This window comes from Halalkalibacter hemicellulosilyticusJCM 9152, assembly GCF_000513115.1.
In the GTDB taxonomy this organism is placed as follows: domain Bacteria; phylum Bacillota; class Bacilli; order Bacillales; family Bacillaceae_D; genus Halalkalibacter; species Halalkalibacter hemicellulosilyticus.
Map to the genome: position 1 here is coordinate 161,197 of NZ_BAUU01000005.1, position 14,858 is coordinate 176,054.

The 14,858-nt window shown below is 39.9% G+C and carries 11 protein-coding genes; 5 read left to right on the forward strand and 6 right to left on the reverse strand.

The genetic code is table 11. The features are described 5' to 3' along the window. Window positions 1-58 precede the first annotated feature (58 nt). Both JCM9152_RS04475 and JCM9152_RS04480 read right to left on the reverse strand, forming a co-directional pair. Complete coding sequence (locus JCM9152_RS04475; protein ID WP_035341426.1) at window positions 59-1,717, reverse strand: glutamine--tRNA ligase/YqeY domain fusion protein; 1,659 nt, start codon at window positions 1,715-1,717, stop codon at window positions 59-61. A gap of 240 nt (window positions 1,718-1,957) precedes the next feature. Next, complete coding sequence (locus tag JCM9152_RS04480) at window positions 1,958-2,791, reverse strand: AraC family transcriptional regulator (protein WP_035341429.1); 834 nt, start codon at window positions 2,789-2,791, stop codon at window positions 1,958-1,960. 184 nt (window positions 2,792-2,975) lie between these two features. Between JCM9152_RS04480 and JCM9152_RS04485 the strand changes: the two genes are divergently transcribed. Together JCM9152_RS04485 and JCM9152_RS04490 are read left to right on the forward strand one after the other, a co-directional pair. Further along, window positions 2,976-3,980: a Gfo/Idh/MocA family protein gene (locus JCM9152_RS04485; RefSeq protein ID WP_035341432.1), complete on the forward strand. Its 1,005-nt coding sequence runs from the start codon at window positions 2,976-2,978 to the stop codon at window positions 3,978-3,980. 12 nt (window positions 3,981-3,992) lie between these two features. Further along, window positions 3,993-4,934, forward strand: a complete 942-nt coding sequence (locus JCM9152_RS04490; RefSeq protein ID WP_035341434.1) for an aldo/keto reductase — start codon at window positions 3,993-3,995, stop codon at window positions 4,932-4,934. 122 nt (window positions 4,935-5,056) lie between these two features. Here JCM9152_RS04490 and JCM9152_RS04495 read toward each other — a convergent pair whose 3' ends face one another. Genes JCM9152_RS04495 through JCM9152_RS04510 form a run of 4 tightly spaced genes read right to left on the reverse strand, consistent with a single transcriptional unit; the run spans window position 5,057 to window position 9,132 of the window. Continuing rightward, complete coding sequence (locus JCM9152_RS04495; RefSeq protein ID WP_035341436.1) at window positions 5,057-6,151, reverse strand: Gfo/Idh/MocA family protein; 1,095 nt, start codon at window positions 6,149-6,151, stop codon at window positions 5,057-5,059. After that, a complete protein-coding gene (locus JCM9152_RS04500) occupies window positions 6,138-6,899 on the reverse strand; it encodes a ThuA domain-containing protein (RefSeq protein ID WP_052015557.1) in 762 nt (253 codons plus the stop codon). The genes JCM9152_RS04495 and JCM9152_RS04500 overlap by 14 nt, the downstream gene beginning before the upstream one ends. Before the next feature lie 22 nt (window positions 6,900-6,921). Then, window positions 6,922-8,082 (reverse strand): Gfo/Idh/MocA family protein, encoded by a 1,161-nt coding sequence (locus JCM9152_RS04505; RefSeq protein ID WP_035341438.1) that lies wholly within the window; start codon window positions 8,080-8,082, stop codon window positions 6,922-6,924. 18 nt (window positions 8,083-8,100) lie between these two features. Beyond that, on the reverse strand, window positions 8,101-9,132 hold the full coding sequence (locus tag JCM9152_RS04510; protein WP_035341440.1) for a LacI family DNA-binding transcriptional regulator: 1,032 nt from the start codon (window positions 9,130-9,132) through the stop codon (window positions 8,101-8,103). Between the two features lie 240 nt (window positions 9,133-9,372). On the opposite strand from JCM9152_RS04510, the gene JCM9152_RS04515 reads away from it, so the two are divergent. The 3 genes from JCM9152_RS04515 to JCM9152_RS21220 form a co-directional block, all read left to right on the forward strand. After that, window positions 9,373-9,822, forward strand: coding sequence for a DinB family protein (locus tag JCM9152_RS04515; RefSeq protein ID WP_035341442.1), 450 nt, complete (start codon window positions 9,373-9,375; stop codon window positions 9,820-9,822). Window positions 9,823-9,891: 69 nt separating this feature from the next. Beyond that, window positions 9,892-11,442, forward strand: coding sequence for a response regulator transcription factor (locus JCM9152_RS04520; protein WP_035341444.1), 1,551 nt, complete (start codon window positions 9,892-9,894; stop codon window positions 11,440-11,442). 181 nt (window positions 11,443-11,623) lie between these two features. Next, window positions 11,624-14,858 (forward strand): glycoside hydrolase (locus tag JCM9152_RS21220; protein ID WP_052015558.1); only part of this gene is annotated, 3,235 nt, incomplete at its 3' end.

Sequence of the window (14,858 nt, forward strand, 5' to 3'; positions counted from 1 at the left end):
ATGGGGTTTGTGGTGCGGTTATATCTCATATGATTTCGTTATTCTGAGCAAGTTTTTATTACAATTTAAACGAGCTCTTCAATGAGACGATTAGGTTGAAAACGGGCTTCTCTTTTGTTGAGTCTTTAGGATCAACATTAAAGTAACCATGTCTGAAAAATTGGAACTTCTCTTGTACTTGAACGTCTTTCATTGTCGGTTCAACATATCCGTTAAGCACTTGCATGGAATCAGGATTAATATGGTCAAGGAAGTCCTTTTCCTCGCCCTCTTCCTCATTTAAGTTATCCTTTAATAGCAGTGGTTCATATAAGCGGAATTCGGCTGGAATGGCTTGGGATGCTTCTACCCAATGAATCGTGCCCTTCACTTTCCTACCTGTGAAGCCTGTTCCACTTTTGGTTTCAGGATCATACGTACAATGAATTTCGATCACATTTCCTTCTGCGTCTTTGATTACTTCTTCACATTTAATGAAATAAGCATGCTTCAGCCTAACCTCGTTTCCTGGGAACAAGCGGAAATACTTTTTCGGTGGATTTTCCATAAAGTCTTCCTGTTCAATATAAATCTCGCGAGAAAAAGGAATTTGTCGCTTACCCATATCTGGATTTTCGGGGTTAATTTCAGCATCAAGCCATTCCACTTGCCCTTCAGGATAATTCGTAATAACGACTTTAAGAGGGCGAATGACTCCCATTGTTCGTGGAGCTTTCATCTTTAAATCTTCACGAACAAAATAGTCTAGCATTTGAGAATCGACTTCACCTGCCCCTTTGGATACGCCTGTTTCTTTAACGAATTCACGAATCGCTTCAGGTGTATAACCACGACGTCTTAAACCTGAAATCGTCGGCATACGAGGGTCATCCCAGCCGTCAACGACCTTTTCATCTACAAGCTGCTTCAATTTACGTTTGCTCATCACAGTGTTCGTAATGTTCAAACGACCAAATTCAGTTTGCTCGGGTACATGCTCCATTTCACACTCAGCGACGACCCAATTGTAGAGAGGACGTTGATCTTCAAATTCTGTTGTACATAACGAATGAGTCACACCTTCGATGGCATCCTCAAGTGGGTGAGCGAAGGCATACATCGGATAAATACACCATGTATTACCCGTATTATGATGTGTCGCATGAGCAATACGATAAATAACAGGGTCACGCATGTTGATGTTCGGTGAACTCATGTCGATTTTTGCACGTAATACTTTTTCACCATTGGCAAATTCACCGTTACGCATGCGCTTGAAAAGGTCAAGGTTTTCCTCAATGGAACGATTTCGATACGGACTATCCTTTCCTGCTTCTGTTAATGTTCCACGGTATTGGCGAATCTCTTCTTGAGATAAGTCGTCAACATATGCTTTTCCTTTCTTAATAAGTAAGACAGCTCGTTCATACATTTCTTGAAAGTAATCAGAGGCAAAAAAGAGACCATCCCAATCGTAGCCAAGCCATTCAACATCTTCCTTGATCGCATTGACATATTCTGTGTCCTCCTTCAAAGGATTCGTGTCATCAAAACGGAGGTTCGTCTTACCGTTAAAGTCGTCCGCTAAGCCAAAGTTAATGACGATTGATTTTGCATGCCCAATATGTAAATAGCCATTAGGTTCTGGAGGAAAGCGAGTGACGATGTGGTCTCTCTTCTTTGTCTCTAAATCTTTCTTTATGAGGTTTCTTATGAAATTGGAATTCGTGTGGTCCATTAGTATCATCCTATCTTCTAAATTCTCTGTGTATCATTTTTCCATATTGTCGGTTACTAGACAATATTGTATCACAAGTCATTGTGTGAGCAAATGTGCGATTGATCCTTAAAATCTTTTAAGAGTTACAGACCCCTACCTCAGAGCGTCAGCTAGGTGGGAACTTCGCTTCAGGGGGAGACGAGACTCTCTCTAAATGTTCGATGTTTCAGCTTGCTGAAACGAGTTCGCTATGCAGTGCTAATGATACATTTGGCGATACTCAGTCGGAGTCATTCCTTCGTGTTCAAGAAAGCGTTTATTGAAATAACTAATACTCGTATAGCCTGATCGTTCAGCAATTTCTTTAATGGTCATTTGTTTATCCTTAAGTAATAATTGTTTACTGCGCTGTAATCGACATAATGTAATGAATGCCATTGGAGTCATTTGGGTAGCGCGTTTAAATAAACGACAAAAATAATAGTTACTGACCTTTGCTTCATTTGCCCAATAGTCCAATTCAAAAGGTTCACAGGCTTTATCTTGCATCTGTGGTAACAGACTGTGAATACGATCATCTAGTTCTGATTTTTCAGTTACATGTCTTGGCTGTACGTTTGTGATGAACTCAATGAGAAAGGCATAAGTTGCTGTTGAAATGGGTGACAGCTGTCGTAAGCAATATTGGTCAGCTTTTTGAAGAAGCTTTTCATGCGTAGCTTCTAAATGGGTGACTTGTTGAGCTTTCCATAAGATAAACCGTTGAAAGCCTTTTTCGGATAGAAATGGTTGAAGATGATCTCCGTAAAAGTGTACCCATCTCACATCCCAAGGGTCATCTTCACTACTATAGTAGCATTGCTGCTGCATGGGGAAATATAAGAAAGCATCTCCTCTTTTAACTAAAAAACGTTCCTGATCAATTTCTACGTAACCAGTACCTGAGAGAATAAAATGAATACTAAAGTTATTTAATGTCCCTACATCTCTTTTGACATAATGATCTGGTTCGTCCGTGTAATGTCCAATTGATTCAGGTAAAATGAGATATTCATGCTTTGTTAATGTCGGGAATAGTGCTTGTCTTTGCATAAGGTGCCCTCCTTGTTGTTATGATTAAATGATTTGTGAAAATACCGAAGTTGGTTGAGCTACTTGAGAAAAGTCTGATAAGTGCCTTTCAAGACAATATTGTTTTACTTGATGTCAATAAGCTTATATTTTTATTTTATTCTTTATTTATTATACTAGCAATATAGTGTTAATTTAAAGGAGGATGACGATGGAAAAGGTTCGTTGGGGAGTTATCGGAAGTGCAAATATTGCGAAGAAGTCTGTTATTCCAGGAATTCAGCAATCAGAAACAGGAGAAGTAGTGGCGATTGCTAGTCGAAATAAGGAAAAGGCTGAGGAAGCGGCAAAGGAATTATCTATACCAATTGCATATGGCAGCTATGAAGAATTACTAAATGATTCTACGATAGAAGCGGTCTATATTCCATTACCGAATCATCTTCACAAAGAGTGGACAATTCGCGCTGCTGAAGCAGGTAAACATGTTTTATGTGAAAAGCCTGCAGCATTAAATACAGAAGAAGTGAAAGAAATGGAAGCGGCGTGTGAAAAAGCAGGAGTTGTATTTGCAGAAGCGTTTATGTATCGATACCACCCTCGTTATGCAATGGTTCGCGAAGTGATGGAATCAGGAAGAATTGGAGAAATACGAGGAATACATGGAACATTTACATTTAATAATGCCGAGGATTCGAGCAATGTGCGCTATAAGAAAGAATGGGGTGGAGGATCTTTATATGATGTAGGTGTTTATCCAATTAGTGCAGCGCGTATGCTGTTAAGACAGGAACCACAAGCAGCAACGGTTCATGCTTTTTTCTCTGATGAGCATGATGGTGTTGATATGATGGCGTCAGGTTTGTTGGAATTTAAGAACGGTGTCGCCATGACGTTTGATTGTGGGATGTGGGCGGCATTTCGAAATACACTTGAAATTGTCGGGACTGAAGGGAGAATCGAAGTTCCTTCGGCGTTTGTTGCTCATCAATCGGAGGAAGATCATTTTTATGTGATGACGAATGATGGCAAATCAGAAGTTGAAGTTCCGAAACTTAATCAATATGCATTACAAGCAGATGCTTTAGGAAGAACGATTCGTGGTAGTGAGCCTCTTCCTTATCCCGTTTCAGATGCTGTCTTAAATATGAAAGTGCTTGATGCATGCTTAAGATCAGCCGAACAGCGACAGCGCATTGAAATCAAGTAGGAGGTCTTTAATATGAAAACAATCAAAATTGAAGGAATAGAGAAACGATTATCTGTATTAGTTCAAGGGTCAGATTATTTTCGTCCAAGCAATTATGACAAAGTTTGTGAAGTGTTAGATCGGTATTTTTCAATTGGTGGAAATACGATTGATACGGCGCATGTATATTGTGGTGGAGAAAGTGAGGTAGCCATTGGACAGTGGATGAAGGAGCGAGGAAATCGCGAGGATGTGATTATTTTAACGAAGGGAGCACACCATGATGAGAGTGGTCCAAGAGTTAATAGAGAAGCGATTACAAACGACTTGTTTGAAAGTTTAGAGCGTCTTGGAACGGATTATGTGGATTTATATGCTCTACATCGAGATGATTTGAATGTTCCGGTTAGTGAAATTGTTGATGTATTGAATGAGCATATTGTGGCTGGAAGAATTAAAGCGATTGGTGGCTCTAACTGGACGGTCCAACGTATTCAAGAAGCGAATGAGTATGCACAATCGAACGGATTGATTGGTTTTACGTTTAGCAGTCCGAACTTAAGCTTGGCAAAGCCTAACGAGCCGTTTTGGTCAGGTTGTGTTTCAGCAGAAGCAGAGGATTGCAAATGGCACGAACGTAATCAAATTCCGATTCTTTCTTGGTCTTCACAAGCAAGAGGGTTTTTTACAGGACGTTTTTCACCTGAAGATCGTAGCAATGAGGATCTTGTTCGTGTCTTTTATAGTGATGCTAATTGGGAGCGTTTACGACGTGCAGAAGAATTAGCTGTGGAAAAAGGTGTGACGGCTATCCAAATAGCACTTGCCTATGTATTAAATCAACCATTTCCAACAGCTGCCTTGATTGGGGCGCAAAATGAAACAGAATTGATTTCGTGCTTAGAAGGCTCAAAGGTCGAATTAACAAATAATGAGGTATACTGGTTAGAAAATGGAGATGCCATAAAGAAATAGTTTAAGAGGAGGTCACTGAAAAGTGCGATTTTCACTTTTTCAGTGGCCTCTTACGTACTGTGGGGGCTCACTTTTGCTTTTCAAAGTAAACCCGTTGTAACGGCTAAGCAGTCGCGTTTTTCTTAGAAAAAAGTAACGTCTTGTGGAAATGGTTTTGGCTTCTTACATGTGCTTTTCATTTTATAGTGAGTTTCGCTTTCTGATGAGATATGAAAGCCATGCATCGCTTCTAATACATGGTACGCTAATTCGCCACTCGCTCGGTGAGGCTGACTAGTTAAAATCGCATTAGCCATATCAGCGACCCCGATGCCTCTACTGTTTTCTACTAATTGATGAGTGTGTGAGATTTCTTTAAAATCCTGTTCATCACGTTTCCTTACTTTAACGACACCACCGAATGTATTAGGGTCAGGTACGAGCATCGTTCCTTCACTGCCGTAAATTTCGATAGGTGGTAAGGTTGAGCCTCCGAATGCGTCGAAGCTAGTTGTTAAGGTTGCAATCGCACCATTTGCAAAATCAATAACCCCAGATAGGTGCGTAGGAGTCATGACAGTGACCTTTTCTCCTGCTTTCGGTTCACTTAAGATCGTTCGTACTGGATAACTAATACGAGCAGAGCCGGCTATTTTTTTCATTGGTCCGAGAAGGGCGGTGAGAGCTGTTAAATAATACGGTCCCATATCAAACATAGGACCACCCCCTTCATCGTAATAAAAGGCAGGATCAGGATGCCAGTGCTCGTGGCCACGCCCAATCATGAAGGCTGATGCGCCAATTGGTGTACCAATTTCTCCTCTTTCAATCACCTGAATGGCTGTTTGAATTCCAGCACCTAAAAAGGTATCCGGAGCAGAGCCGACGAGAAGACCCTTTTCCTTGGCCTTTTGTAAAATGGCGTTCGCCTCAGCTGTTGTTACAGTAAAAGGCTTTTCCGTATAGACGTGCTTTCCAGCATCAAGAGCTTTAAGGCAGACGTCTGCATGTGCTTTCGGGATCGTTAAGTTAATAATGAGCTCTACCGAAGGATCATTAAGGATTTCATCCACGGTGTAAGCCTTCTCGATTCCAAATTTATTTGCCTGTGCTTGAGCTCTTTCAAGGCTTAAGTCAGCACAAGCAACGAGTTCAATATGATTCAAGGTGTGGCAATTTTTAAAATAAATCGTGCTAATATTTCCACAGCCGATAATACCTACTTTAATTGTGTTCATTTTTTCCTCCGAATAATTCGTTATAATTGGCTATCACCCATGCTGTATAGGCAGTGTTAATCTGTTCTTGTTTTCCACTATATAAAGCTTTTTCTTCTGCTGCCCACAAGAATCCTCTTCTCATCATAAGAGAAACTTCAGGCATAGCGATAATATTAGCTACGTGACCTAAGGAATTATAGAAGACACGACCGATACCCCAGCGCTTCGTCCAAACGACAGGCATGTCAACTGACTTATTTAAGGAATGGGGGCCTTCAATGACAGGAAAGCGAGTCGTTGCCAGTACTTCTACTGCCGGGTCAACATGTAGGTAATATTGTTCGCTACATACTTCAAAATCTGAAAGCCCTTCTAAAATGGGACTGGATGTGCTTTTAATGTTAACTGTGTAATCAACGCCATCATTACCAGGATGAGCGACCCAGTTACCCCCTGTCATGAATTGCCAATCAACATTCGTACGGAAGGAGTCACACATTCCTCCGTGACAGCCTGCTAAGCCAACGCCAGCTTGCACAGCTCTGGAAATGTTGGCTACGTATTTACCTTCAATTTCTCCCATTGTCCAATGAGGAACAATTAAGTCCAGAGATTCTAGTTTCTCCGGATCGTTGTAAGCATCCAATGTATCAGATACTTCAACTTCAAAATTCTCTTCTGCTAATATGGTTTTAAATAGATGAGCAACTTGCTCTGGTTCATGGCCATCCCAGCCACCCCAGACGATTAATGCTTTTTTGTTCATATGATCACTCCTAAATGAAAGTTTATAAGTCTGAAACTTGAACCCATTGGCGCTTTTCAATTGATAAATCAACAGCATCTAATACTTGCTGACACTTGACCCCATCTTCAAAGTTTGGAACAGGCTGGCGATCCTCTGCAAAAGCTTCTAGCAATTCGGTTACAGCATGAATAAATGTATGCTCATAGCCGATCGTATGACCTGTTGGCCACCAAACGTCTGAATAGGCATGAGCATCATCGGTTGCCAGAACACGACGGAAGCCTTGAACATCTTCTTCGTCATTCTCAAAGTACACTTGAAGCTCATTTAAGCGTTCGAAGTCAAAGATGACGCTTCCTTTACTTCCATTAATCTCGAAAGAATTTGTACTACGATGCCCTGTCGCAAAGCGAGTTGCTTCAAAGCTACCGAGAGTTCCGTTTGCAAACCGAGCCATAAATAATGTGGCATCATCAACAGTAACCTCGCCTTTTTGTGAGTTTTCGTCACCTGATGCAGATAAACCAGTCATTTCTGTTGGTAGTGGTCGTTCTTTAATGAACGTTTCGTTCATGCCAATGACTTCTGAGATGTCACCGATTAAGTAGTGAGCCATATCGATTAAGTGTGCCCCTAAATCACCGTGTGCTCCAGAGCCGGCGACCTCCTTTTGTAATCTCCATACTAGAGGGAAATTAGGGTCTGTGATCCAATCTTGGAGGAACCAAGCGCGAAAGTGATGAATCTTTCCTAAACGCCCTTCATCTATCAGCTTCTTAGCTAGCATAACAGCAGGCGTAAATCGATAGTTAAAGTTCACCATATGCTTTACACCTGTCTCTTTGACAACGGCAAGCATCTCACGTGCATCTTCGAGTGTAAGCGCTAACGGTTTTTCGCAAAAGACATGCTTGCCGGCCTTAGCTGCAGCGATCGCAATTTCTTTATGAGCATCGCTCGGTGCATTAATATCTATAACGTCTATATCGTCACGACTAATAAGATCATTCCAATCCGTCGTGTACTCTTGCCAACCGAATTGTGTCGCAGCTTCAGATACACCTTGTGAGTTACGTCCACAAATGACTTTCATTTCTGGACGAATGTGCTTCGGAAAGAACATTGGAAGGTCACGATAGGCATGACTGTGCGCCTTCCCCATAAATTTATAACCTACCATCCCGATATTAATTGATTTCATGCTTCTCAATCCTTTCACTTATTTTTTGATATGAGTTGAGGCACGCTCTTTGATTGTGACTGGTAATCTTGCATGAATGGCATTCGTATGTCGTTTCGTTAACCTCGTCAATACATGATGGGCAGCTAGCTTTCCCATATCGAATAGTGGAACCTTCACAGAGCTAAGCGGTGGGTGAACCATTCGAGTGAGATCAGAATCATCATAGCCCATAAGTGCATAGTCACGTCCTACTTCATAGCCTAATTCATTTAAGCCTTGCATTAACCCAATTGCCATTCGATCATTCGAAGCAAATATAGCATCAATTTCTGTCATAATGGGAGCTATTTCTTGCGCTTTTTTCATTCCGCTAGTCCGACTATAGTTACCTTGGAATATCCAACGGTTATTTATAGGAATCCCTGCTTCCATTAAGGCAGATTGATAGCCGCGCTTCCGTTCTTGACTGTTTGAGTACGTGCTAGGTCCGTTAAGAAAGGCAATGTTTTGATAGCCTTTTTTTATGAGAAAGGTAACGGCTTGTTTGCTTCCTTCATAATGTTCAGCATCAATGGAGTAAAATGGTTCATCTTGAAAAGTTTGATTAACGAGACAATATGGAACGCTTGCTTGGTGAAGCTTTGATAAAGACTCACGCTCAGATTCGGTATCCTTTGAACCGAGAATGATACAACCATCGACCTTTTGTGAGTGGAAAAGCTGCGTATAGTCAAGTTGTTCGTCAGGTGATTGAAATAAAAGGAGTAAGCCATAGTTCTGTTCAGCCAATTTAATACCAATTCCACTCAGGATCTCAGAAAAATAATACGTTGATAGAATACGAACCTTTGGTAGATAAGGAACAATGACACCGATGTTTCCACTTTTTCCTTTGGCGAAACTTTGTGCAATGGCATTTGGATGATAGTCTAGCTCTTTTGCTGCTTCGAGAACCTTTTGCTTTGTTTCTTCGCGTAACGGAGCTATGTTATTAAAGACGCGTGATACTGTAGCTTCAGAGACGCCAGCTCGTTGCGCGACATCTTTTCTTGTTGCTAACGGAACCACCACCTTACTTCATATAATGTACACGCGTTCATTTTGCTTCTTTTTCTAACCTTTGTCAATAGGTTTTATGAAAAAATATAGAAACATACAAATATCTTTTCTATACAGACTGCCTTTGAGAAAATGATTCTCAAAGGCGTTTTTACTCAGCTACGCTCAAGGAGATCAAATGTCTCATTAGTATATTCATTTGTCACTTTATGTTAATGTATATTTTAAGCAAATTTCTAGGAGGTTATGATGAATAAACAGCTCATACAATTTCAACAAACAATGGACGAGGTTAAGAGATTGAAGGAGAAGTCTACGGAGTTCTTACTACAACCGATTGCTAAGGGGAAATGGTCGACGAAAGAAGTGATTGCTCATATGTATTATTGGGATGAGTACATTTTGAAGCAAATGGTGCCTAATCTAGCTGATGGTGCGCGATTACAAGCATTTCCAGATCACGATGAGCATAATGAAAAAGGGCTTGAGCTTGTCAAAGATTACACTGCTGAACAAGTTATCGATTTATTTCTTGAAACAAGGGAGAAGCTTGTTCGTGAACTAGAAACGGTCGATGATCGTATTCGTTTTATGATTGGGGCAGGAAAACGCCGATTCTCTATCGAAAGCTTTGTTACGATCTTTGTTAAACATGACGCTCATCATTTAAAGCAAATTCAGAAATTAGAAAGGCTGTGATTGGAGATCAAGTTAATGTCGAGTCTGAAAGAATTCCACATTCAAATTCAAGAAGAAGGAGGAGTGTAGGTGGAAAACAGCGGCTGGAATGTTGTTATTGTTGATGATGAGTGTCTAGTTAGGGAAGGGCTCAAACATTTGATTCATTGGCAACAGGAGGGCTTTTCAATCGTGGGTGAAGCTTCAAATGGGAAAGAAGCATTGGAGCTTCTTAGTAGGGAAACCGTTCATATTGTGATCACAGATACGGTCATGCCTATTATGAATGGGAAAAGCTTGATTAAATCAATCAAAAAGCTATTTCCCCATATACAAATGATTTTATTAAGTGAATTTGGTGAGTTTGACTATGTGCATGATGCAAGTAATTGTGGAATTGTTGATGTCATATTAAAACATAGAATTAATCATAATAAGCTACTCGATTCATTAGAAAAAGCGATACATCTCATAAGAAAGGAGAGAAAGGGTTATGTAAATCACTTATTTAAAATGGCCGTATTTGAAAAGAATTTTAGAAACATAGGGGCAATAGCATCTTATTTTAAAGATAGTCACTTTTTTCTTTTAGGGCTTAAAAATGAAAGCGTTATCAAAAATGAGGTGTATATCCAATATCAATGTGATCATATTTTAGAAGCCTTACAGAGTGAGCAAGAAATCATACCTTGGTTTCTATTAGAAGAGGGGAGAAAAGTGATCTTTCTTATTAATGTAAATCTAAAACGCTTATCAAGTATTAAGCAATCAATTTCTCATTTAAGTAAGATTAACAGTCATCAGCGTACCTATTATGTTTTGTCAAGTACGTATGAGAGCATTCAACAACTATGCTTAGTAGGAATGAATGAGCTTTGTAAACTGTTTACGTATACATTTTTCTTTCCTAATCAAACGTTCCTTACAATGAAAGATTTACCTTCACAAGTATTTAAAAAACGACATTTTGATTTAGACTTGTTTCTAGAACAATTAAGAGCTCAACATTATGATCAGGCGTTTTCCTCTTTACAAACGCATATCACATATTTATCCACCGAATATAATCAAAAGGAATACGAATTTAAACGATTTATTCAGACGATGATCATGACTCTTTCCTCATTCCTCATGAATAAGAGGTCTGACATTGATCAAATGAAGTGGCCATATATTAAATATATAGACGATTCTCCTCATATAAGAAGGGTCTTATTGGTGTGGAATCGTTTTGTCGAAAAAGTAAAAGAGAGAATTGTTTTACCTCAAAAGCACTTAGGTAAAACGTGCATATTTCGAATAAAATCATATATGAAAGAGCATTACGCTGAACCGATTTCTTTAAATGATGTCGCAAGTCATTTTCATTTCAATTCTTCCTATTTTTCAAAATACTTTAAGACCCATAGTAAAGAGACCTTCATTGAATATTTGAATAAACTTCGAGTTGAACAGGCAAAAAAATTGTTAGTAAGTGATCTAGTACTTATATCTGACATTTGTCGTGCAGTAGGGTTTACCGACCACAGTTACTTCTGCAAAGTATTTAAAAAGGTGACGAAACAATCCCCCAGTGAATATCGTGAAAATTCTATGAAACTAAAAAAAGTGATAGAAACAAAAAATAGTACAAATGTATAAAAAACTGTAAACGAAATAGACAAAAATGAGACGAATCAATCGAAAGATAATTCTAACTGTGAACAGTAGAGAGGTGTTATTATTAACAACAATGAAACCGATTTCAACAAAGGGGTGGTAAAGTTTTCTACTTGCTAAAACTTGTTTGAAGTTCTCAACTTGATAGAAGGAGGAAGATGTGATGAGGAAACGCTTAACAATAATTGGAATTAGTATATTGTTTCTGTTTAGTACATTTATACCAGCATGGTCAGCTGACTCCTTTCAGGCAACTGCAACAACGAATATCGACCAATCGATTCAACTAGATCCTAGTTATCAACATGAACCGTTTGATGGCTGGGGGACAGCTCTCGTTTGGTTTGCGAATGTGATTGGCGGCTGGCCAGATGAGGTAAAGGAAGAGCTTGCCGACTTACTATTTGCAGAAGAAGGTCTTCATTTGAACATTGGAAGGTACAATATTGGTGGTGGAGATTCACCAGAAACAGAGCCATATATGCGTTTAGGTGGAGCTGTGCCTGGTTATTGGAATCGACCTGCTGAATTCGGGCCACCAGAAGATGCAGATGAAAGCTGGGAGGAGCAAGAGAATTGGTGGGACCCTTCAAATCCAACGCATTGGAATTGGCAAGCTGATGAAAATCAGCTGTGGTGGGTGAAAGCGGCCATGGAAAGAGGTGCTGATACGTTTGAAGCGTTCTCTAATTCACCACCTTATTTTATGACACAAAGCGGCTATACTTCGGGTAACTTCAATTCATGGGACGATAATATTAAGTTTGATCAGATTGAAAATTTCGCGAAGTATTTAGTTCGTGTTGTTGAATATTTAGAAGAAAACGAAGGGATTCAATTTGAGACGCTATCACCAATCAATGAGCCTAATAACGGTTATTGGGGTGCAGGAAATCGGCAAGAAGGAGCCAACTGGGCTCCAGAAACACAAGCGGCTATGATTAATGCTCTTTATAAACAGTTAAGTGATTCTGCTGTTGATACGGTCGTATCAGCAATGGATGAAACGAATCCAAGTCGCTTTCGCTATAATTGGGAGCGCTATGATGAAACGACACGAGCGAATATTGGACAATTAAATGTACACACATATTGGCCAGCACAACGGACGAGTGTGAGAGATATCGCAAAAGGAGTTGGCACACGATTGTGGATGTCAGAGGTTGATTTAGGTCCTAGTGGTATTCCACAAAACCATGAAGATATCCGCCCAGCCTTAGCCTTATCTGAGCGTATTCAAACCGATATACAAGAGCTAGAGCCAAAAGCATGGGTATTATGGCAAGCGATTGAAGATGAAGTGAACATGAATGCTGAGCACGAGAATATGAACTGGGGGTTAATTCATGTTGACTTTGAACCAGATGATTTTCAACAATTAGACTATCATATTAATAAAAAATATTATGCAATGGGGCAATATAGTAAGTTCATCCGTCCGGGGTATCAATTTATCAATTCAAACAATCGCGATACACTTGCGGCAATTGATGATGAACAGGACTATGCTGTCGTCGTCTATACGAACCATTCAGCAGAGGAAGAGAAGGTAGAAATTGATTTAAGTGCTTTTGGAACGATCGCTGAAAATGCGAGGGCAGAAGTATATGTGACATCGCCTACAGATAATTTAGCTAAAAAAGAAGATATTACCGTTCATGACGAAGCACTTACAATGAATGTGCAGCCACAATCCATTACGACCTTTGTGATTTCAGGTGTATCGGGCGTCAATATGGATAACGTCTTTCTAAAGGAAGAACAACCATATCATTTCATCAATAAAAATAGTGGGCAAGCATTGGATATCGGAACAGATAACGAATCCATTGTGCAAAAAGCAAAAGGAGACGAAGAAGAGAGCCAACATTGGCTGATTCAAAAGGCAACGACAGGATTCAGTCATATCGAATACTATTATATTGTTCATCAATCGTCAGGGAAAGTACTGAGTGTAAACGATGGTGCGATATTGGAAGAAAAAGATGAAGGTGATGATCGTCAAAAGTGGCTTCTTTCTACATTTGGAAATGGTGAATATACATTATTAAATGCTGAAACGAGAACGCTCTTAGAAGTTGGTGGAGAATCAACGAATGAAAATGCACCTGTTGGTGTGTGGAATCCAAATGCGGGAAATCATCAAATTTGGCACATACAAAGAACGGGCATCACAGAAATGGAAGCCGTTGAAATTGTGACAATTCCAGGTATCAAGCCAGAGCTACCTACAGAAATTTCGATTACGTATGGTGATGGGTCTCCTGTTATTCGTTCTGTTGAATGGGAAGAGGTTGATGCGGCTTTATACGCAGAAGAGAATGAATTTACTATAGAAGGAAAGATAGAAGGGACAGGTGCAACTGTAGTTGCAACTGTCATCGTGAGTCATGTCATGAAGGTAGAACCAGTTCTTCTAAAGGCTGTTGTCGGACATGCGCCGTCTTTGCCGAGTAGAGTGCCTGTTTTATTAGAAAATGGTGTCAAAGGTCAAGTGAATGTTTCGTGGGAGGCAATCGATTCAGAGTTATATCAGACATTAGGGAAATTCGCTATTTCTGGAACATTAACAGGTACAGAGGTAGAAGTGAAAGGGTATGTACAAGTAGGGGAACCAGCATTGGAAAATGTTGCGGTAAATCCTAGAGATGTCAATCTTGAGTTTCCACAAGCTTCGGCTTCTTTCACAGGTCAGTGGGATAATGTTCGGTATATTCATGATGATGATTATTCGAATGATAGATGGACGAATTGGGATCCTAATTCTTGGCGTGAGGAAGATTGGGTAGCGATCGATTTTGGAGAAGAGGAAACGATTTCTCATATTGACTTCTTCTTCTATGATGATGAAGATGGCACAAGACCTCCTTCGTCCTTACATGTCGAATATTGGAATGGAAGTGATTGGGAAGAGGTTGAGAAAAGTGAGTTGGAATTAGATGAGACGGTTCAAACAACAGAAGCTTCATTAACCTTTGAGCCAATAACAACTACGCAAGTACGAGTCGTTATGCAAGCAATGGAAAATGCTTGTATCGCAATTGTAGAATTAGTTGTATTAGGAGAAAGTAAGACGATCTCTCAATTAGGAACGGATGCTACTTTAGAAGCGATCGTTGTTAATGGTGAACCGCTTCAAGGGTTTGATCCACTTACATTTGATTATACGTATGAATGGTTTTCAGACAATCATGAGTTTCCTGAAGTTGAAGTCGTGACAAGCCATCTATTTGCTAATTATGAGATCGAATATTCATCACCAGGTAATGATGAAATTAACATTATGGTTTCTGCAGAGGATGGTGAAACGAATCAAGAGTATTCACTGTTGTTAATACCACCACCTGGAGGAGAGGAACCACCACCCGAAGGAGAGGAGCCACCACCCGAAGGAGAGG

Excerpts from the sequence above, each read along its gene's own strand:
- JCM9152_RS04475 (WP_035341426.1), bottom strand. The coding sequence starts at position 1,717 with ATGGACCACACGAATTCCAATTTCATAAGAAACCTCATAAAGAAAGAT.
- JCM9152_RS04480 (WP_035341429.1), bottom strand. The coding sequence starts at position 2,791 with ATGCAAAGACAAGCACTATTCCCGACATTAACAAAGCATGAATATCTC.
- JCM9152_RS04485 (WP_035341432.1), top strand. The coding sequence starts at position 2,976 with ATGACGATGGAAAAGGTTCGTTGGGGAGTTATCGGAAGTGCAAATATT.
- JCM9152_RS04490 (WP_035341434.1), top strand. The coding sequence starts at position 3,993 with ATGAAAACAATCAAAATTGAAGGAATAGAGAAACGATTATCTGTATTA.
- JCM9152_RS04495 (WP_035341436.1), bottom strand. The coding sequence starts at position 6,151 with ATGAACACAATTAAAGTAGGTATTATCGGCTGTGGAAATATTAGCACG.
- JCM9152_RS04500 (WP_052015557.1), bottom strand. The coding sequence starts at position 6,899 with ATGAACAAAAAAGCATTAATCGTCTGGGGTGGCTGGGATGGCCATGAA.
- JCM9152_RS04505 (WP_035341438.1), bottom strand. The coding sequence starts at position 8,082 with ATGAAATCAATTAATATCGGGATGGTAGGTTATAAATTTATGGGGAAG.
- JCM9152_RS04515 (WP_035341442.1), top strand. The coding sequence starts at position 9,373 with ATGAATAAACAGCTCATACAATTTCAACAAACAATGGACGAGGTTAAG.